This window comes from Spongiibacter nanhainus, from assembly GCF_016132545.1.
In the GTDB taxonomy this organism is placed as follows: domain Bacteria; phylum Pseudomonadota; class Gammaproteobacteria; order Pseudomonadales; family Spongiibacteraceae; genus Spongiibacter; species Spongiibacter nanhainus.
This window is the reverse complement of the sequence record NZ_CP066167.1, coordinates 1,010,237-1,030,093: the sequence shown is the minus strand read 5'-3', so window position 1 is coordinate 1,030,093 and position 19,857 is coordinate 1,010,237. Positions and strand designations below refer to the sequence as shown.

General features: G+C 56.1%; 17 protein-coding genes. 7 read left to right on the top strand and 10 right to left on the bottom strand.

Translation table 11 applies throughout. The annotated features are described in order from the left end of the window. Positions 1-73 precede the first annotated feature (73 nt). A complete protein-coding gene (locus I6N98_RS04685) occupies positions 74-3,574 on the bottom strand; it encodes an indolepyruvate ferredoxin oxidoreductase family protein (protein WP_198570641.1) in 3,501 nt (1,166 codons plus the stop codon). Positions 3,575-3,783: 209 nt separating this feature from the next. After that, positions 3,784-4,632: a LysR family transcriptional regulator gene (locus I6N98_RS04680; RefSeq protein ID WP_198570640.1), complete on the bottom strand. Its 849-nt coding sequence runs from the start codon at positions 4,630-4,632 to the stop codon at positions 3,784-3,786. 218 nt (positions 4,633-4,850) lie between these two features. Here I6N98_RS04680 and I6N98_RS04675 point away from each other — a divergent pair, with 218 nt between their 5' ends. The 3 genes from I6N98_RS04675 to I6N98_RS04665 all read left to right on the top strand — a co-directional run bounded on the left by I6N98_RS04675 (position 4,851) and on the right by I6N98_RS04665 (position 8,592). Then, positions 4,851-5,261 carry a nuclear transport factor 2 family protein gene (locus I6N98_RS04675; protein WP_198570639.1) on the top strand — a complete coding sequence of 137 codons (411 nt, stop codon included), beginning with the start codon at positions 4,851-4,853 and terminating at the stop codon, positions 5,259-5,261. A 58-nt stretch (positions 5,262-5,319) separates the two neighbouring features. Beyond that, on the top strand, positions 5,320-6,225 hold the full coding sequence (locus I6N98_RS04670) for an NAD-dependent epimerase/dehydratase family protein (RefSeq protein ID WP_198570638.1): 906 nt from the start codon (positions 5,320-5,322) through the stop codon (positions 6,223-6,225). A gap of 87 nt (positions 6,226-6,312) precedes the next feature. Further along, on the top strand, positions 6,313-8,592 hold the full coding sequence (locus I6N98_RS04665) for a TonB-dependent receptor (RefSeq protein ID WP_198570637.1): 2,280 nt from the start codon (positions 6,313-6,315) through the stop codon (positions 8,590-8,592). 60 nt (positions 8,593-8,652) lie between these two features. Here I6N98_RS04665 and I6N98_RS04660 read toward each other — a convergent pair whose 3' ends face one another. The 3 genes from I6N98_RS04660 to I6N98_RS04650 form a co-directional block, all read right to left on the bottom strand. Then, positions 8,653-9,546, bottom strand: a complete 894-nt coding sequence (locus tag I6N98_RS04660; protein ID WP_198570636.1) for a prenyltransferase — start codon at positions 9,544-9,546, stop codon at positions 8,653-8,655. Positions 9,547-9,872: 326 nt separating this feature from the next. Further along, positions 9,873-10,232 (bottom strand): hypothetical protein, encoded by a 360-nt coding sequence (locus I6N98_RS04655; protein WP_198570635.1) that lies wholly within the window; start codon positions 10,230-10,232, stop codon positions 9,873-9,875. Between the two features lie 115 nt (positions 10,233-10,347). Continuing rightward, positions 10,348-10,665: a hypothetical protein gene (locus I6N98_RS04650; RefSeq protein ID WP_198570634.1), complete on the bottom strand. Its 318-nt coding sequence runs from the start codon at positions 10,663-10,665 to the stop codon at positions 10,348-10,350. Between the two features lie 347 nt (positions 10,666-11,012). Here I6N98_RS04650 and I6N98_RS04645 point away from each other — a divergent pair, with 347 nt between their 5' ends. The 4 genes from I6N98_RS04645 (at position 11,013) to I6N98_RS04630 (ending at position 15,122) form a co-directional block, all read left to right on the top strand. Further along, positions 11,013-11,432 (top strand): DUF4345 domain-containing protein, encoded by a 420-nt coding sequence (locus I6N98_RS04645; protein WP_198570633.1) that lies wholly within the window; start codon positions 11,013-11,015, stop codon positions 11,430-11,432. Between the two features lie 92 nt (positions 11,433-11,524). Next, positions 11,525-12,994 carry an aldehyde dehydrogenase family protein gene (locus tag I6N98_RS04640; RefSeq protein WP_198570632.1) on the top strand — a complete coding sequence of 490 codons (1,470 nt, stop codon included), beginning with the start codon at positions 11,525-11,527 and terminating at the stop codon, positions 12,992-12,994. 49 nt (positions 12,995-13,043) lie between these two features. Next, entirely contained in the window at positions 13,044-14,600 is a 1,557-nt protein-coding gene (locus I6N98_RS04635) for a long-chain-fatty-acid--CoA ligase (protein ID WP_198570631.1), read from the top strand. A gap of 135 nt (positions 14,601-14,735) precedes the next feature. After that, a complete protein-coding gene (locus tag I6N98_RS04630) occupies positions 14,736-15,122 on the top strand; it encodes a thiol-disulfide oxidoreductase DCC family protein (RefSeq protein WP_198570630.1) in 387 nt (128 codons plus the stop codon). Positions 15,123-15,136: 14 nt separating this feature from the next. On the opposite strand, the gene I6N98_RS04625 is transcribed toward I6N98_RS04630, so the two are convergent. The 5 genes from I6N98_RS04625 to I6N98_RS04605 all read right to left on the bottom strand — a co-directional run bounded on the left by I6N98_RS04625 (position 15,137) and on the right by I6N98_RS04605 (position 19,837). Next, positions 15,137-15,916, bottom strand: coding sequence for an SDR family oxidoreductase (locus I6N98_RS04625; protein ID WP_198570629.1), 780 nt, complete (start codon positions 15,914-15,916; stop codon positions 15,137-15,139). Between the two features lie 19 nt (positions 15,917-15,935). Beyond that, a complete protein-coding gene (locus I6N98_RS04620; protein WP_198570628.1) occupies positions 15,936-16,748 on the bottom strand; it encodes an SDR family NAD(P)-dependent oxidoreductase in 813 nt (270 codons plus the stop codon). A 64-nt stretch (positions 16,749-16,812) separates the two neighbouring features. Next, positions 16,813-17,637: an enoyl-CoA hydratase/isomerase family protein gene (locus I6N98_RS04615; RefSeq protein ID WP_198570627.1), complete on the bottom strand. Its 825-nt coding sequence runs from the start codon at positions 17,635-17,637 to the stop codon at positions 16,813-16,815. After that, positions 17,609-18,676 carry a 2Fe-2S iron-sulfur cluster-binding protein gene (locus tag I6N98_RS04610; protein ID WP_198570626.1) on the bottom strand — a complete coding sequence of 356 codons (1,068 nt, stop codon included), beginning with the start codon at positions 18,674-18,676 and terminating at the stop codon, positions 17,609-17,611. Before I6N98_RS04610 ends, I6N98_RS04615 begins: the two co-directional genes overlap by 29 nt. Positions 18,677-18,709: 33 nt before the next feature. Next, positions 18,710-19,837: a fatty acid desaturase family protein gene (locus I6N98_RS04605; protein ID WP_198570625.1), complete on the bottom strand. Its 1,128-nt coding sequence runs from the start codon at positions 19,835-19,837 to the stop codon at positions 18,710-18,712. Positions 19,838-19,857 lie beyond the last annotated feature (20 nt).

Genomic DNA, 19,857 nt, shown 5'->3' with positions numbered 1-19,857 from the left:
CTGTCACAACCATCGCGATAGTGTAATGAATTTGATCGCAGCGGGCAGGCAAAAGGCGGCGTTCATTGGCATTTTACGCCGCCGAATCCACCTCGACAAACTGCACGGGCTCGCCATCCAATCGGCTCAGGCGCTGCTCCCGTTCTTGCTGGTATTGGGCGATGGCAGACAATTTTACGTGGCCAAAGCCCCGAATGGTTTCCACCGCTTGCACCGCCTCCACAGCGGCGTGACGATTGTGGCGATCCAGCTTGGCCAGTATCACTTCCAGCTCCTCCAGAAAGCCGTCAATCATGGCTCTCTCCATCTGCCGCTCTTTGCTGTAGGCAAAGGGGTCTAAGCGGCTGCCCCGCAGAAATTTCAGTTTGGCCAACACGCCAAACACCGGCAGCGCCCAGCCAGAGAAAGTGCGCTTTCTCGGCAAGCCAGTATCAGGGTCCTTGCGGGCAAGAATCGGCGGCGCCAAATGGAAACGCAGTTTGTAGTCGCCCTCAAAGTGCTCAGCCAAGTCGCGGAGAAAGTCGCCGTTGCTGTATAGCCGAGCCACCTCATACTCATCCTTGTAAGCCATCAATTTGTGCAGCGCCTTGGCCACAGCACGGGTCAACACCAGCTCGGTCTGATCGCCGTCTGTCGCAGCACTATCCCCGACAATGGCGATCTCCCGGGTGCGAACGCGCTCAACCAGCTCGCGGTAGCGCTGGGCATAGGCGGCATCCTGATAGTCGGTGAGGTGCTTAACCCGAAAATCAATAATGTCGTCGACGTCGTCCAAAGCCTGCCAATGAGTGGCCTCTACCCCGGCGACGCGACGTACCGCGTCGAGATCCACTGCCGCCCGGCGGCCCCACAAAAAAGCCTGCTGGTTAAACTCCACCGCTACATTATTAAGGTCGATGGCCTGCTCAATGGCCTCGGCACTGACCGGAATCAAGCCTGACTGATAGGCATAGCCCAACATAAAGAAGTTAGTGGCGACCGCATCACCCAGTAGGTGATTGGCCAACTCGGTAGCATCCAGGAAGCGGACTTTGTCTTTACCCACCTCCTCTTCGATCAAGCGTCGCATGGAGTCGCCGGGGAAGGAGGCATTGGGGTTGTAAACAAATTCAGAGGTGGGCAACTCGGCGTCGTTCACTACGGCGTGGGAGCGCTCATTGTTCAGTTTGGCCAGGGCCTCGTCGTTGGTACTGACCACCAGGTCGCAACCAATCAGCAGATCGGCGTCGCCAGCGGGAATCCGCACCGCATTGATTTGCTCCTGCTGATTAGCCACACGCAGGTGACTGACCACCGGCCCAAACTTCTGTGCCAAACCGGTCTGATTCATGGTGGCGCAGCCCTTGCCTTCGATATGGGCGGCCATCGCCAGTACCGCAGTTATGGTCAGCACACCCGTTCCACCAACGCCGGTCACCACAATATTCCACGGTCGATCCAGGTCAGGCATCGCCGGTTCGGGCAAGGGTGGAAATGAGGTCTCGGAGTCCGCCGCGCCTGTGCTTTTCTTAAGGCTACCACCTATCACCGAGACAAAACTGGGGCAAAAGCCGTTTACACAGGAATAGTCTTTATTACAGGCACTCTGATCGATCTGGCGCTTGCGTCCCAATTCGGTCTCCCGGGGAATCACCGACAGGCAGTTGGATTTTTTGCCACAATCGCCGCAGCCTTCACAGACGGCATGGTTGATAAAGATGCGGCGATCGGGATCTTCCATTAAACCCTTTTTGCGACGGCGGCGTTTCTCTGCCGCGCAGGTCTGCTCGTAGAGTAGGATGGTGGTGCCCTCGGTATCCCGCAGGGTCTTTTGCACCGCCATCAAATCATCCCGGTGGTGAACGGTGAGTTTGTCTCCCTTCATGTGGCGCCATTTCTCTGGGTGGTCGGAGACCAGAGCGACCCGCTCGACTCCCTCGCCGCGGAGCTGGGTAATCATTTGCTCCACACTCAATGAACCGTCCACTGGCTGCCCGCCGGTCATGGCCACCGCATCGTTGTAGAGAATCTTGTAGGTGATATTCACCCCAGCGGCGATAGCCTGGCGGATTGCCAACAGACCGGAGTGAAAGTAAGTACCGTCCCCCAAATTCTGGAACATATGGGGATTGTCAGTGAAAGGCGCCTGCCCCACCCAGGTCACTCCCTCACCGCCCATCTGGGTAAAGGTTTTGGCGGGGCGACTGGACATAAAGGTGCCCATGTAATGGCAGCCGATACCCCCCAGGGCGATGCTGCCTTCGGGCACCTGGGTCGAGGTATTGTGAGGGCAGCCGGAGCAGTAGTGGGGCAACCGAGCAATTTTGTCCCGCTGGGCTGCCAGGCGCTGCTCCTTCTGATCATAAAAGCGCAGGCGCTTTTCAATCTCTTCGCTTTGATAAAAACGACCGATGCGCCCGGCGATAGCGCGAGCCACCATCGCCGGCGTCAGCTCACTGAGGTTGGGCAGCAAATCCCGGCCCTGTTCGTCGAACTCACCAATCACCCGGGGACGCCTGTCCACCGACCAGTTGTAGAGCTGGCCGGTCAATTGGTCCTCGATGATGGAGCGTTTTTCTTCCACCACCAGAATCTCCTCCAGGCCTTCGGCAAAGCAGTGAGTAGCCACTGGCTCCAGCGGCCAGGGCATACCCACTTTGTAGACCCGCAGGCCGATATGGGCCGCCTGCTGCTGATCGATACCCAGGTCCTCCAGGGCTTGCAGAACGTCCAGGTAGGCTTTACCACTGGTGATAATACCCAGCCGCGGATTGGGGCTGTCGATAACCACTCGGTTCAGTTTATTGGCCAGGGCAAATTCCCGAGCGGCGTAAATCTTGTACTTGTTAAGGCGCCGTTCTTGGTCCAAGGGGTTATCCGGCAGGCGAATATGAACACCGTCTGCCGGCAACTCAAAGGTGTCGGGAATAACAATATTAATGCGACCGGGATCGATCTCGGCGGAAATCGCCGAGTCCATATTCTCGGTAATGGCTTTTAGCCCTACCCAGCAGCCGCAGTAGCGGGAGAGCTCCCAACCAAACACTCCCAGGTCCAATACCTCCTGCACATTGGCCGGCGCTAACACCGGAATCGAGGCGCCGATAAACATATGCTCAGACTGGTGGGGCAAACTGGACGACTTGGCGGCGTGGTCATCCCCCGCCACCGCCAGCACACCACCGTATTTGGACGTGCCCACCGCGTTGGCGTGCTTGAATACATCCATACTGCGGTCCACCCCCGGCCCTTTGCCGTACCACATGCCAAACACACCATCGTAGCGGGCGCCGGGAAACAGCCCTACCTCCTGACTGCCCCGCACTGCGGTGGCCGCCAGGTCCTCGTTAACCCCCGGTTGAAAGGTAATATTGTGTTTGTCGAGAAAGGCTTGAGCGTGCCATAAAGCTTGGTCCAGGCCACCCAGCGGGGAGCCGCGATAACCCGACACAAAGCCGGCGGTATTGAGGCCTCGTTCCATATCACGCTGATGTTGCAGGATGGGTAAGCGCACCAGCGCCTCGATCCCGGTCAGGTAGGCCCGGGTGGTATCCAGTGCGTATTTGTCGTCCAGTGAAATCGTGGGTGTCGCCATAACGGTCTCTCGCTGCCTTGGCTGGAGAAGTAAAAGTTATGGTATTCACCACCGTGGAAGAGGATATTTTTTTAAATGCAGAAAACCCGGGATTTTGTGGAATGGTTATTCCCTACTTGGATTCAAACCGGCATTTTTATCCAAAATGGAGCCATTAGGGCTCAGTAGAACTCGTACTCCAAAGCAAAACGCAGAGAGATCGGCAGCGCTTACAAGTCGATACCCCACTCAGTCATAAACTGCATAAAACAGCGCACCCGAGCCGAGTCCCGCAAGTCGGCATGGGTCAGCAGCCAGATTTGACTGGAGACCAGGGGCTGCTCCGAGGCGGGCAGCAGCTCGGGATAGCGCCGGGCGATGGGCGCGGTCATCAGGCCCAACACCACGCCTTGGCGGACCATGGCCACCAATTGGCTGTTGCTGTTGGTACGCAGGGTTATGTGAGCGTCTTGGACCATATTGCGAAAGTACTTGTCACCCTCGGCGCGGCCAAAGGCGGCCTGCCAAATGACCCAGTCTGCACGGCTCATGTCGCCGTCGATGCTGTCCAAATATCCCCGAGTGCCGTAGGCATACATCGGCACTACCGCAAGTTGCCTGCCCACTAACAACTCCGGTGGGTGGTCGGTCATGCGGATCAGCACGTCGGCCTGGGACTGGTTAAGATTGTGCTGCTCAGAGGTGGCAAATACGGTCAGCTCGATGGCGGGATAGCGGCACATAAATGCGGCAATAGGGGCGGACAGATCCAATAGCGTCGTCTCGGGAATCGACAGTGTCAGCGGCCCGGCCAACACATCCGACTGGCCGCGGATCTTGCGCTCAAAGTGCATGCAGCTCTCTTCCACCGCCTCCCCTTCTGTCAGCAGCCGCTCCCCGGCCGTGGTCAGCCGGTAACCGCTCTGGCGGCGATCAAAGAGTTTAACCTGCCGCTGCTGCTCCAGCCGGGTGATACGCCGGGACACCGTCACATGGGTCACCCCCAGTACTTTGGCGGCCTGGCTCAGTGAGCCGGTGCGGGCCAGCACCATAAAGTAGCGAATATCGTCCCAATCCATCTGTACATTTTCTCACAAAAACTGTGCGCTTATTGTACTAACTATATCAGATGGGTTTTCGTAGACTATCCTCGTCCAAGGTGCTTTGAGGGATAAATCGTTACTAAGAGCCTTCAGCCAAAAAAAACGAGCCCTCAGCCGGAATAAATGAGCCTTAAGCCAGAACAAATGGGCCCACTGCCAATACAAACGAGCCAACAGCGAGAAAGGACATCACCATGCCAACGGTCTTCGACGCCCAACAACTGGCCCGTCGCTACGCGCAGATTGTCGACAACCGCGACTTTGATGCCATGGCAGACATCATCTGCGACGACTTCACGCAGCAGGGCCCCCAATGGCATTGCAGCAGCGCCGCAGAATTTATCGGCATGCTGCGCCTACTGGAGGACAACTACAGCGCCACCTTCCATATGGTGGGCAACCAACTGGGCCAGTGGCAGGGCGAGGTTTACGAAGGCGAAACCTACAGCATTGCCTCCCACATTTACGAGCAGGAGGGCCAGGGCCGCAAATTGGATATGGCCATTCGTTATCAAGAGCAGGTGGTATTCCGAGACGGCGGCTACCGCTACAGCCGCCGGGACGTGCAAATTGTGTGGGCCAGCGATCAGCCCTTAAACCGTTGAGCCCGTCCATTTCCAACTACAGCCCTAATCGAAAACCCAAAGACTAAAGAGAGACATTATGCGAGTACTAGTTGTCGGCGGCTCCGGCCTGATTGGTGGCGACGCTGCCCTATACCTTATAAGCCAGGGCCACGATGTCACCATTATGGCCCGCAAGCCCCCCGCCGCACCCGCCCTGGCGGCACTGCCCTTTATACAGGGCGACTACATTAACGACGATATGAGCGATGGCCGTCTGGCAGGCTTTGACTGGCTGGTATTTTCTGCGGCGGCGGATATCCGCCAACTGCCAATGGATGGCAGCGTTGCGCCCGACGATTTTTACAAACAGGTTAACGATGAAGCTGTGCCGCAGTTTTTTGCCGCCGCCAGGGATGCCAGCATCCAGCGGGCCGTCTATATCGGCACCTTTTACCCCCAGGTCGCCCCCGAGAAAATCGGCATCTGCCCCTATGTCACCTCCCGGCACAATACCGACCAGGCGGTGCGGGCAATGAGCAGCGACAGTTTTCAGGTTTACAGCCTTAACCTGCCTTTTGTCTTGGGCTACATTCCCGGTCTGGATATCCCCCATATTGAGGCCCTGGTGGCCTATGCCAGCGGCGCGCTGCCAGACCTGCCGGTCTTTGCACCCCGGGGTGGCACCAACCACATCAGCTCCCGCTCGGTGGCCCAAGCCACCCTCAAAGCCCTGACTGACGGCGAGCCCGGCAAGGCCTACCTACTGGGCGACCAAAACTACAGCTGGAAGGGCTATCTGGAACTGTGGTTTGCCGCCGCTGGCAATCCCCAATCGCTAGCGGTGAGTGACGAGGATCACCCGCTGCTGCCCAATGCCATTATGTTTGCCGGCGCCGGGGCCACCGTCAGCTACGAGTCGGAAGACAACGATTTCTTCGGCTTTGAGCGCCAGCAGATTCCCGCTCTTATCGACGAGCTGGTCAGCGCCTGCAAATCTCCCTAATACGCCGGCAACAGACAACACACTCCAATTGAAGCAACACCAAGTTAAGTAATAAAAAGCGAAGCAATAATAAGAGGACAGCCAACCATGAAATTTACGCTCTCCACTGGCGCCGCCGCGGGCTTGTCTGCGGCGCTGCTCAGCGCTAACCCTACAGCACCGCTCTACGCCCAGGCCAAAGGCGCCAACAACACAAAACCAGTGATAGAAGAAGTTGTCGTTACCGCCCGGCGGCGAGCAGAGAGTATGCAGGATATTCCCGTCTCGATGACGGCCTTCACCTCCTCAGACATCGCCGAGGTCGGCATTACCGATATCTCCCATATCAGCGAGCTAACACCCAACCTGATGATCATGCCCAACTCCGGCGGCAACGACGGCGCCCTGATCTGTATGCGAGGCCTGTGCCGCACCGACTTCACCATTACCGAAGACCCCATGGTCGGCGTCTATGTGGATGGGGTTTACGTGGGCAAGTCCATCGGCTCACTGTTTGACGTCGCCGAACTGGAGCGGGTGGAAGTGCTGCGGGGCCCCCAAGGCACGCTCTACGGTAAAAACACCTTGGGCGGCGCCGTAATACTGCATACCCGCAAGCCCTCTGGCGAGTTGGGCGGCAAGGCCACCGTCACCGCCGGCAACTACAACCGCTTGGATGCCCGGGCCTATGTGGAGCTTCCCCTCAGCGATACCTTGGCTGCCAACGCCTCAGTATTGAGTAAGACACGCGATCCCTTTGTGGAGAACACCCAGGGCGACGACCGCTGGGATGAAGACAACCTGGCGCTGAGAACCGCGCTGCGTTGGGCGCCCATCGACGACCTGACCGTCGACTACGCCTACGACTGGCAGCGCAAGCGGGAACAACCTTTGGCCTCCCAAATGACCTCAGCGACGGGTTGGCTTGGGGACATCTATGGCGGCGATGTGCGCCCCAACCGCGCCGATACGGTCAGTACCTTTGGCAAATCCCACAGCGATATCGATATGAGCGCCCACAGTCTGACAGCGGAATACCTGCTGGCTGACAGAGGCATCTTCGAAGACCTGGCCATCAAATCCATCTCCGGCTATCGAGACGTGGAAAACGACCTGCTCAACAACGCCACCGGCGCCAGCAGCCCCTTTATCTACAACAACGACATCTTTGACTACGACGCCTTCACGCAGGAAGTCCAGCTCACCGGCTCCGCTTTAAATGGCAGCATCGACTTTGTTCTAGGTCTATTCTACTTTCAGGAACAGGGCGACTACAGCAACGAGCAAGAGATCGACGCCTTTGCCTCTCACGTGTTGTTAACCACCGAGATCGACAACACCAGTCGGGCGCTATTCACCGAAGTGACCACTCACTTATCGGCCCAACTGGATGTCACCCTTGGCCTACGCTACACCGAGGAAGACCGGGAGCAGCACCATACCCTTACCGACTTGCAGTCGGATTTTGTGGTGATGGATACCTACCAGCAGACCTACCTGGGCCAGCCCGAGGCCATACCCACCGAGATTGACGAGAGCAATGTGTCACCGCGATTTTCTGTGAACTACCGTTGGCACGATAGCCTGATGACCTACTTCACCTACGCCAGAGGCTTTAAAAGCGGTGGCTTTAACGCCCGGGCCAATACCCCATTACAGTGGGGCCCCTACGACGACATGCAGGTAGACAGTTATGAAGTCGGCATGAAGTCAGATTGGTGGGACAACCGCGCCCGCGTTAACCTTACCGCCTTCCACCAGGACCTCAGCGATATGCAGGCCCAGGTCAATGCCGTCGACCCCGGTAACACCCAGGGCGGATACTCCATCGTAATTCAAAATGCCGCCGAGGCCACCATCGTCGGCCTCGAGGCGGAACTGATCCTACGCCTCACCCAAAGCCTGGATATCAGCGCCGGCTACGGCTACATTGATGCCGAGTATGACGAGTTTAACTCCTTTGATATCAACACCGGCGAGCTCAGTGACATCTCCTCAGATCGGGCCTTTGAGTACACACCAGAGCACAGCTACAACTTATCACTTAACTACACCTTACCCCCCTTTACCGAGGCCGGCACCTTACGTGCCAGGCTTGATTGGTCCGGCAACAGTAAAATCCACGTCACCCCCAAAATCAGTGGCAACGACGATATCACCCAGGACAGCTACAGTCTGTTGAATGGTCGGCTCAGCTTTGACGATATCGCTTTGGGCGATGGCGTGCTGAGCATTGCACTATGGGGTAAAAACCTCGCCGACGAGGAATACAAAATCGGCGGCTTCGAGATTGATGCCGGCAACGGTGCGCGGGTGGGCACTAGTCAGTGGGGTGAGCCCAGAACTTTTGGGTTGGATGTCAGTTACCGTTTTGGATCTTTATTTTAGTTCTAGTTTTAGGTCTTAGCTTGAGCATACCGCGCCGCCACAGCAACACCTAAAGCAGGCTCAAGCGATAAACAGCCCCACAGCAAGCAATGCCGGGGTTAGCAGGTTAACCAAGACATTCATCTTCATGGCAGGGAGCAAGGCCGGTATATCAGTCGCATATCGCCTTGCGCCCCTGTAGCTGCGCCAAGCGAAACCCGCTGTTAGCAAGGCAATTAAAGCATAAAGGGGGAGCAGGGAAAGCAGAACGCCCAGCACGATGGCGAGATAAGCCAAAAGATATATCACACCGAGCAACACACTACTGGCCTCAACACCAATCGTAATAGGAAAATGCCGGCGCCCGACACTTTTATCCGCCTCCACATCGGGAAACTGATTGAGCAATAACAAATTACTCACTAAAAAAGTGGGAATCAGCGAGGCGGCAAAAGACGAGAGACTGTAGCTCCCTGTTAACACGAAATCCGTCCCCATCACCATCAGCACACCAAAACCAAGGCCCGGCGCTAAAAGACATAGCAGAGGGTTATAGGCACACCAGGTGGTATAAGACACCACCAAAAACACGCCAAAAAGCCCAATAGGCAGTAAGCCCACACCCAGCTCACTAATAAAATACACCCCCACTGCCGCAGTGATTAACAAGGTAGCCCACGCCAGCACTGAAGCCACTCGGGCGACTTGCGGATTGCCTGGCAGTGCACCGCTGCCACCACTAAATGGCGTGCGCTCGGTTTTGGCATCAAGGCCACTTTTAAAGTCGTAATACTCGTTAAAGACATTGACGCTGATATGGGCGGAGACGGCCCCGAGCAGGATTAACGACGCCGTTAACCAATCCACCTTGCCCATCTGCCAATGGGCCGTGCCAACCCCCACCGACACACAGGCCGGGGTCAGCAGCAGAAATGGTATGCGCATAGTGCCGAGCAGGGTTTTTAGTGTGTCCACACTGCACCTCTTAGAGCTGAGTTAGATAAGCCTACCGAGCCACGCCTTCGGCTCGGAAAAGCGCTGGGATAAGAGTCTAGTATTCGGGAGATTAACGGTGGGTTGCAACACTATTACTAGGGCGTCGAGAACTGACTAAAATTCAGTCAGTCATATCGAATTGAGCAGAACTAAAGGACTCCAAGATAGGGCCGGCTCAAAATCGACGCCTTTAGCGTCTATGTTGGATAGAGAAGTCCACTGAGCTATCAGAAGGTATCCATCAAATCGGGGGAGCCACAAAGCGCAGTGGGAAATGGATCGGCTTGCTTGGCCTTATTAAACCTTTATGCATTAACCGTCCTTCTATAGCGATTTATAGCTACAAACCCCGGTGCGTGCAGCACCACGATAACCACCGCCATGATCAAGCCTTCCATTGAGTCACCCGTTCCAGCAAGGACGTAGACCCACCAAAATGCGCAGATGTAGAAGATTGCCCCAGATAATTTCTTTGATACTAAAGCCTTGTCGAAAGCGAAACAGAACAGCGGAAACGCAAACGCCAACGAAAATGTAGCCTTGAGGATATATAGGAGCGTACCAGCGGCAGCAAAAGCATCCATCCCAATCTCTGAGAAAACTAGAACCACATAACATACAAAGTAGAGCTTCCAGCCCACTTTATTGCTTAATCCCATCGCCATAGCATCACTATAGGTTTAACGCCTTGCTAAGGGGCAGCCGAAACGCAGTGAAGGCTGTCCTGCGGAGGCCGCGCCTTTTGCGGCCGGAGTGTACTTGAGCAACTTGTTAAGCATTTCACTCAAATGTTGGCTCTGGAATCTTGCTGCGGAGCGCCCAGACATCCTCATTTTCTCCGGTTGATAGTTTAACCTTTGAATCATGACTACATAGATACTGAACTCTCTCCATAGGAAGGTTAGTCCAGCTTGCTATGGCTCTGGTTGAGCGCCATTCATTTCTACTGGTATTTACTTGCAACCAAGTTCTGATTCTTTTTGACTCAATACAATCTACGCACTTTCGATGAAGAAATTGAATTAGATATACAGTGATGCCAGCCAATGCACCACCAGTTGCGCCGATCACCACGCCTTCAAGTATTTTATCTTCCATACTTCACCTAGATGCTTAACAGCTAGTTATATGGACTTAGGCCATATATCACTTTGACCCCCTTAGCAAAGAAGCCCCCTGAGGCAAGCACAAGAAAAAATAGGAAATTCAGCAGGATAGGCAGATCGGCCACAACGCGCCGCGGACAAACCAAGACAACATCCCTATATTTCCAACACTCACTCCTTTTCCTTGATCATATACCTGGGCACTAAGATTTCAATAGTTTGGCTAGGCACTCAGGGGGATTAGGGCGCCAGAATCCACCAAAAACCAACATTTAGTCTGGCCTCGCGACATTGCCTTTCAGCTAGCTTCTCTTCGAATCCCGCAATGAGACCCTGCCAATGCAATTACTACGCTACAGCCTCTGGTTTATCGCCATTCTCGCCTGCCTGACCGGCGCAATGGATATTCTGGTGGGAGCTACCGCTCAAGCCAACATCGGTATTGCACTGAGTAAGGATCAGTTACTGGACCCGGTATTAAACAGCCAGATCCACTTTTTGGGCGCCATTTGGTTTGGCTACGGCTTGCTGCTTATTTACGGCCTGCAAGACCTGGGGCAGCGCGCCTCGCTTGTCGCAGGTGCGCTTGGGTTCCTTATCCTGGGCGGCATTGGGCGGCTTATTGCGATAGCACAGTCCGGCGTGCCGGAAAGTACAGCTGGCATCGGCTTTATTATTTTTGCCCTTGTAGTCGAGCTGTTGCTGGCACCCGTGCAAGTGATCGCTCTGCGGCGGATATCGTCTTCACAGGGTGAATAATACCCGACCACCAAACTTTGGTTTGGTGGCAGTTTGACCCTGCCTCGGCATCATAAATGTAGCTAATACCAATAACTATCGAGGATCAGCAGATGGCTGTGCAAGTTCCGCCCGTCCCCCAAGGAAAAAACTATATTAATGGCGCATGGCAGTCCGGCGATGTCGCTGCATCTATCACAGTGCGAAACCCCGCTGACGGCAGTGTGTTGGGGGAGATCCCCAACAGCGACGCGGGTGTCGTCGATCAGGCGGTGCAGGCAGCCAGGCAGGCGTTCAACAACCCCGACTGGCGCCAGCTACCACCAATGGCTCGGGAAAGCTTGTTGCAGCGTCTAGCGGATTTAATCGACCAGAATGCCGATGAGCTGGCGGCACTGGAGAGCCTGGACAATGGCAAGCCACTGGCTTTCTCCAGCACGGTGGATGTCCCCCTCAGCGCGATGTGGTTCCGCTACTTTGCCGGCTGGTGCAGCAAACTCTCTGGACGTCAGCTGACGCCAGCACTGCAGCCAGAGGGCAGTCATCACGTTTATACCCGCCGGGAACCAGTCGGGGTGGTCGGCGCGATTGTGCCCTGGAATTTTCCGCTGGTGTTGGCGGTGTGGAAGCTGGCCCCCGCATTGGCGGCGGGATGCACAGTGGTGCTAAAACCCGCCGAGCAAACCCCCTACAGCGCTCTGCGCCTGGCGTCGCTGTTTGAGGAGGCGGGCTTCCCGCCCGGAGTGTTCAATGTCGTGCTGGGCGATGGCCCCACTACCGGCCAAGCCATTGTCGACCACCCCGGGATAAGCAAAATCAGCTTTACCGGCTCGACGGCGGTGGGCAAGCATATCCTGCACAGCGTTGCGGACGATCTTAAGCGGGTCACACTGGAATTGGGAGGAAAATCCCCCACTATTGTCATGCCCGATGCCGACATGGATATCGCGGTTCCCGGTGCCACCCAGGCAGTATTCGTTAACGCCGGACAGATTTGTTTTGCCGGTACTCGTTTATTTGCCCCGCGCAAACAGTTTGACCAAGTGCTGGAAGGCATCGCCAATGTGGCCAGTACCTTTAAGATTGGCGCTGGCTTGAATCCAGAAACATTGCTGGGGCCTGTGGTGAGCCAGAAACAAATGGACGGCATTCTGGGCAAGGTGGATGCCAGTATCAGTCAGGGTGCCAGCCTGTTTTGCGGCGGCAAGCGCTACGGTGATACCGGCTACTTTATTGAGCCCACGATTCTGGTCACCGAGGACCAGACTAACCCCGCCTTCCGGGATGAATTCTTCGGTCCGGTACTCACCGCCACGCCTTACGACGATCTCGATGAGCTCGCCGCTATGGCCAACGACTCCTGTTACGGCCTCGCTGCACACATCTATACCCAAGAGCTCAATACCGCCCATCTACTAGCCGCCAAGCTGGAGGCCGGCACCGTGTGGGTAAATACCCAACTCAGCCCCGACCCCAACATCCCGTTTGGCGGCTTTAAGCAGTCCGGCTGGGGTAGAGAAAACAGCGAAGACGTGTTCAGCCACTACACCGAGACCAAATCCGTGGTGATGAAGATCGCCTAACTTCCATCAACATAGGCGCCTTATCAACACATCAGCCAGGAGATTCATTATGCAATTTACCCAAGGTTTACACCGCGCGGTACAGCAACACCCCGAGGCCATTGCTACCGTTTGCGGCGATCGGCGCCAGAGCTTTGGCCAGTTGCGCGAGCGGGTGGGCAAGCTTGCCGGAGGCCTGGCGGCGCAGGGTCTGGGGCCCGGCGATCGCATCGCCATCCTGGCCTTGAACTCGGATCGCTACCTGGAAGCTTATCTGGCGATCGCCTGGCTGGGCGCCGTAGTGAATCCCATCAACTTCCGCTGGAGCGCCGAGGAGGTCACTTACTCTCTGAACGACTCTAACTCCACGGCTATTCTGCTGGATGATCAGTTTGCAGCGATGGCATCGGACATACGCGAAAAATCTCCGTCCGTGGCGCATTACTTCTTTCAGGGAGACGGTGACCTGCCCGAGGGCATGGTCAGCACAGAAGCCATGATTGCCGACAGCGCAGCCATTGACGACGCCGAGGCCAGTGGCGATACGCTATTTGGTATTTTCTATACCGGCGGCACCACAGGGCGCCCCAAGGGCGTGATGCTCAGTCATGCCAATCTGTTTAGTTCCGGTCTGGCGCTGCTGAGCGAAGGCCTACTGGCCGAGGGCGCCAAAGGATTACACGCAGCGCCTATGTTTCACTTGGCCGATATGATGCTTACCACATGCTTGGTGATCCGCGGTGGTCAGCACCACTTCCTGCCCGCCTTCCGGCCGGACTCATTGCTGCAAATGGTGGCAAGCGAAAGCATCACCGACTTACTGCTAGTACCAGCGATGCTACAAGCTATTGTAGGGTTTGAGGGCGCCAAACAGTTCGATACCACCAGCGTCAAATCCATCATGTACGGCGCATCGCCGGCGGCAGAGACCCTTCTGGATGGGGTGATGAATTTGTTCACTTCCGCCTCACTGACCCAAGTCTACGGCATGACCGAAACCGCGGCGGTAATGACCGTGCTGCCCGCGGCTACGCATTTACCGGAGAACCGCCAATTAGGTCGGCTACGCAGCGGCGGTCGCTCGGCCTGTCACGTGCAAGTGCGGATCGTCGATGACCAGGACCGGGAGCGCCCCAGAGGCGAAGTGGGCGAAATAATTGCCCGCGGCCCCAACTTGATGCAGGGCTATCTGAACAAGCCGGAAGCTAGCGAAGAAGCCCTGAAGGGCGGCTGGATGCACACGGGCGATGTCGGCTACATGGATGACAATGGCTATGTGTTTATTGTCGACCGCAAAAAGGACATGATCATCTCCGGCGGCGAAAACGTCTACTGTGCCGAGGTGGAAAACGCCGTGCTTAAACACCCCGCCGTCGCCGCTTGTGCGGTCATCGGCATCCCCTGCGACGATATGGGTGAGAAAGTCCACGCTGCGGTGGTCGTCAAACCGGACCACACGCTGGAACTGGATGAACTCTACGCCCACTGTAAGCAACTTGTGGCCGGTTATAAATGCCCCCGCAGTATGAACATCCTAGACGCACTACCCCTCTCTGGCGCCGGTAAAGTGCTTAAAACTGAATTACGGAAACCCTACTGGCAAGACAAGGAGCGAATGGTAAGTTAGCGGCACGTATTGGATACCACTCATTCGCTTCATTCGCGCACCTCTCGGTGCGCTTTTTTTGCCGGCACACAAACCTTGTGGTGATCCGTTATTGGCACCCCGCCTGTAAAAAGGGGGCAACCCAAGGAGGCCGCTATGAAAACCGGCGATGCAGACAAAGACACACTTTACTACGATGGCGCTTGCCCCTTGTGCCGTCGGGAGATGAATGTGCTGGCGAAAAAATCAGACGGTCGACTCAGCCTGGTTGATATTCATAGCCTTAAGGAACTACCAGCGAATATGAGCCGGCACGACCTGCTGAAGATGCTGCATTTACAAAAGGCAGATGGACAGTGGTTAACCGGCGCCGACGCCAACGTCGCCGCGTGGCAGTCAACGCCACGGGGCAAGTGGCTGCGATGGATGAGATGGCCTGGGCTGCGTTGGGTGGTCGATACGGCTTATAGCTGGTGGGCCCAACGCCGCTACGACCGACTCTATGGTCCCGATGGCGCCAGACGACCCCAGGATTCCGTCTAGTCGTTGACCTGCGCTCAGGACAACGCGGTAGTCATGGCGCTGGAGCCACCCAGCGACCAGCCACCATCCACCGGAAGTATCACGCCGCTGATGTAGCTAGCCTGAGGGGAGCACAACCATTTTGCCGCATCGGCGATTTCGTCTTTGCTGCCGTAACGGCGCAGGGGCACGCTCTGCTCCCATTTTTTCCTCGACTCTTCAGTGGGTCCCAGGCGCTTCATCCCTTCGGTATCGTCGATCGGGCCCGGGGAAATCGCATTGACCCGTATTCCTTCCGGCCCCCATTCCATCGCGGCCGTTCTGGTCAGTTGATCGATCCCCGCCTTTGCGGCACAGACGTGGGCCTGTGCCGGTGTTGGCAGCTGCGATTGGGGGGCACTAATGTTGACGATACTGGCGCCAGGCTTCTTGAGGTGGGGATACACCGCCCCCATCACGTTAAAACTGCCCAGCAAGTCGATATCCACCACGGTTTTAAAACCATTGGACGACATAGCAGATAGCGGTGAGACAAAATTGCCCGCGGCGCCCGACACCAGAATATCGATATCGCCCCACGCTGACACGACCTGAGCCACGGCCTCGCTGACCTGTATTGTGTCGCGCACATCCGCCGCGCGACCCATTACGCTCGCGGATACCCGTGTCAGTTCCTCCAGCGCGGTATCGACATTCGTCTGAGACCGGCTCAGCACACACACTTTTGCCCCCTCGACGGCAAAGGCCTTGGCGACCGCAAAGTTTATGCCCGTGGTGCCACCCGCAACGAGGACGACGTGATCGGTGAACTTCATAGTCTCTATAGACCTTGCGTTAAATAGCGGTGTAGCCGCCATCGAGGGTGAATTCAGAGCCAGTGAAATAACGCGAGGCATCGCTACACAGAAACACCATCAAATCGGAGATGTCCTCGGGCTCTGCAAAACGGCCCGCCGGGATCAGCGACGTCATTAAAGCCAACGCCTCCTCCGGCGTACTGACCATACCCGCTTCAATCATCTGCGCGACGCCATTTTCCGCCAGCGCGGTATTACCTGGTCCGGGGTGTACAGAATTGACCCGAATCGGGTCACCGGTGCGTGCAAACTCCACCGCCTGAGACTTAGTCAACATCCGCACCGCACCTTTGGTGGCACAGTAGGCGGATTGGGCCAGGCCGGATATCTGGCCGTAGACTGACGACAAATTAATCACCGAGGCATTGCCACTAGGGTTCTGCTCACCGGCCATCTTTAGCAGGGGGTAGGCTTTTTGTACTGAAACCCAAACGCTTTCCACATTGACCCGATGTATTTGCCGGAACTCCTCCAGCGAGGTCTGCAGGTAAGGCTTGGTCAGCATGTAGCCCGCATTGTTAATCAGCGCATCCAACTTGCCGAACTCGCCCTGCACTTTGGCAATGATCTGATTCCAGTCTTTCTCATTGCTGACATCGTGGCGACCGCCGATGACATCGGCACCGAGAGCCCGACATTGGTCCAGGGTGTCACCCAGCGCATCGACATTGATGTCGGTGGCAACAATATGCGCCCCCTCTGCCGCGAGCTTCTCGGCGGTCGCTTTGCCAAAACCAGCGGCTGCGCCTGTAATCATGATGATTTTGTCTTTTACTGAATGACTGGCCATATTTTTATACTCCCACCATAAATATAATCGTCGCGGCACAGGCCGCAAATGTGCGGTTTTGCAGTTATTTTCCTATGAAGTCGGCTGCCTCACGACTGAGAAAGGCACTAACGCCAGCCTTAAAGTCTTGAGTACGGGTGGCGCTGACAAAGGCCTCCCGCTCCGCATCGAGCTGTATCTGAAGATCGCTGCGGCTCTCCGATACCAAGGTTTTGAACTGGGCATATGCTCGTGAAGGGCCATTGGCAATTTTCTGCGCCATAGCGTCAGTGACGTCTGCAAGGCGATCTGCAGCTACCACTTGGTTAATCAGTCCGAACTGTTCAGCGCGTTGCGCGTCCCACGACTCCCCTAAATACATCAACGCATTGGCACGACGCTGTCCCACAGCGCGGGGGAGAAAGTAGCTACCACCACAATCTGGCGGTGCCGCTATCTTGTCGTAGGCCAACATAAAGCGGGTGCCCTCAGCCGCGATAACCAAGTCACATGCCGCCATCAAACTCAGTCCCGCTCCGGCTACCGCGCCCTGTACGCTGGCCACGACTGGCGCCGGGTGCTCTCTAAAGCAATGGATGACGGGCTCCAGTGCGTCCAGCAGGGCATTAACCACGTCACCAGCTCTGTCGAAGTCCTCGGCAAAGGCACTCAGGTCGCTCCCTGCCATAAAGGCCCGGCCGCGACCTTGCAGTACAATACAACGTAGATCAGCACGAGATGACAGCTCCGCCGCCGCCCGTTGTATGGCTTGTGCAGTATCGACGTTCAAGGCGTTAAGCACGTCCGGTCGATTAACGACCAAGCGCCCAATGAGACGCTGCTCATCAATTTCACAATAGGCTAGATTCACCGCGCTGCCCTCAACCCGACGGGATAAATTTGTCGGCATGGATACGCTCTGCCTGGGCGCCGAGCTCCAGCAAGCGCCGCTCTACCGCTTCCACCATAGGTAAACTGCCGCAGATAAAGCTCGATACATTGCTATAGTCAACGCCAAGCTTGTCGTCCAGTGGCGCGGTGACCAAGCCTCGAGCACCGGGCCAGGAGGAGTCCTCAGGTTCGTGGGATAACACTGGCACCACTTGCAGACGCCCGGGGCTCGCCTCGGATAGTGCATGTAATTTGTCCAGCGCAAACAGGTCTTGTTGCTTCTGCACACCAAATATCACCGTAAACACGGCTGTGGCTGACGCACTCAATCTTTGTTCCACAATCGATAATACCGGAGCCAGCCCGGTGCCCCCGGCGATGCAGAGCCCGTCGGCGTCGATATCATCGTTACCCATAATGCCGTAGGGTCCATGCAACCACATTTTTGTCCCGGTGCGATCTCTCTCAAATATCCACTCGGAAAACTGGCCACCAGGGAGACGTTTGATCAAGAAGCCCACTTCATTGGCGCCGACGTTTGGGTCCGCTGGTGGCGCATCGGTAAAGCTGAAACAGCGACGCACGAACGACCCCGACTCCGCCAAAAAACCATACTGGCCCGCTTCATAGAAAAACGGTCTATCCAGCGCTATCCGCAGCTCTATGACCTCACCGGGAAGTCGCCGCCAAAGCGAGACTTTACCTGAAACCTGCTGTTCGGGAATGGGCTGGTGTTGGCCGAGTTTGACCTCAATCTCAATGTCGCCCCGCACCTTACCCTGGCAGGCAAGAAAGTAACCTTCATTGATTTCGTCGTTGGTCAATGGTGACAGTGCCAGGTCAACCATAGGCGTCACATCGCCACTGATAAGCCGGGTTTTGCACTGCCCGCATACGCCCACACGGCAGTTGTGTGGGTAATCCATGCCCTGATCCAAAGCGGACTTCAGCAACATATCGTTGCGATTAATCACAAACTGGCTTTTTTCGTTGTCCTTGACCTTGATCTGACACTGTCCTTCAGTGGCATATCGGCTGGACGCTACTGCTTGATCCATCTTGCTCTTCACCTGTTTTTATTACTGTTTAGCTTATCCGTAGGCGACAGCGAGCTGAGCGTCGCGATAGGCAAAACTGCCATCGTTGAGATCATGCCAGCCGGCGCGAGCGTTTTCCCGGTAGGCAATCTCTTTTTCCTGTTCGTTGGCGTAGTGCTCGTCCCAGTGTTTCAACAGCGGCTTGATCATCATGAAGAACAGCGGCGGTACGAAGGCCAGTAGCACACACATCAGGAACTGAGGCTGCTTGGGGCCAGTCTGGTCCGGTTCTAACAGATAGAACGGTTTGTAGCTGTCGTCGTGGTGGCCGGCGTGATTGGTAATCTCCAGCGCCAGAATCCGGGTAAAGGGTGTCAGGTGATTCCAGGTGTGGTGCATTTTGAAGCGCCCTGGCGTGGCAGATACCAGACCGTAGTGATTGCAATAGTTAAAGACCTCCAGCATCATTCTGGGCCCGAGAATCAACGCCGCACAGGCCAGCAGACCGCCGGTCAAGCCACCCAAAGTAAAAAGAATTGCGATAAAAATGCCAAAGTAGGTTGCCTTTGCCACCCAGGCGTTGCGGGGGTCAAACCATTTACGACCTCGCTTGGTCCACATCATTTTTTCGAGGTGAAATGCCTCTTTCCACTGTCCGGGAAAGGTGCGCATAAAATGGCCGTACACGGTGTCGCCACGACGGGCGTAATCCGGGTCGGTGGGCGTCGCGGTGTGCATATGATGAGTTACCACATGGGTGATCTCCCGCCAGGGGTCAAAGACCAAGCACTGGCCAACCCGGCCCAGGGTTCGCAGTGCCGCATTCTCTCGGTGAAACAACTCGTGGACTGGCGGTGCACCGATGACAAAGCCGATAACAACCGTGCCGATGAAGGCGCCAAATGCCGAGGCAAAGCCCTGAAAGTGGCCAGAACCGGCAAGGTAGGCATAGAGGAAAATATTGGCGAAGCCCGCCAGCACGGTCAGCGAGATAACGGTGTCGTAGAGCCAGGGAAAACGGGTATCTCGCCGGTGGTGGCTGGGCGACAAAAACGCGTCGAACAACAACACCCAAACAATCGCGGCAAAACCCATCCACGCATGGGCGCCACCCATAACGAGCCCCCAGGCGTGGATCGCTAGGATTGCCGGGGACAACAAATATTTAAGATAGTCAGTCATGACGTGCTCCTTCGCTAATC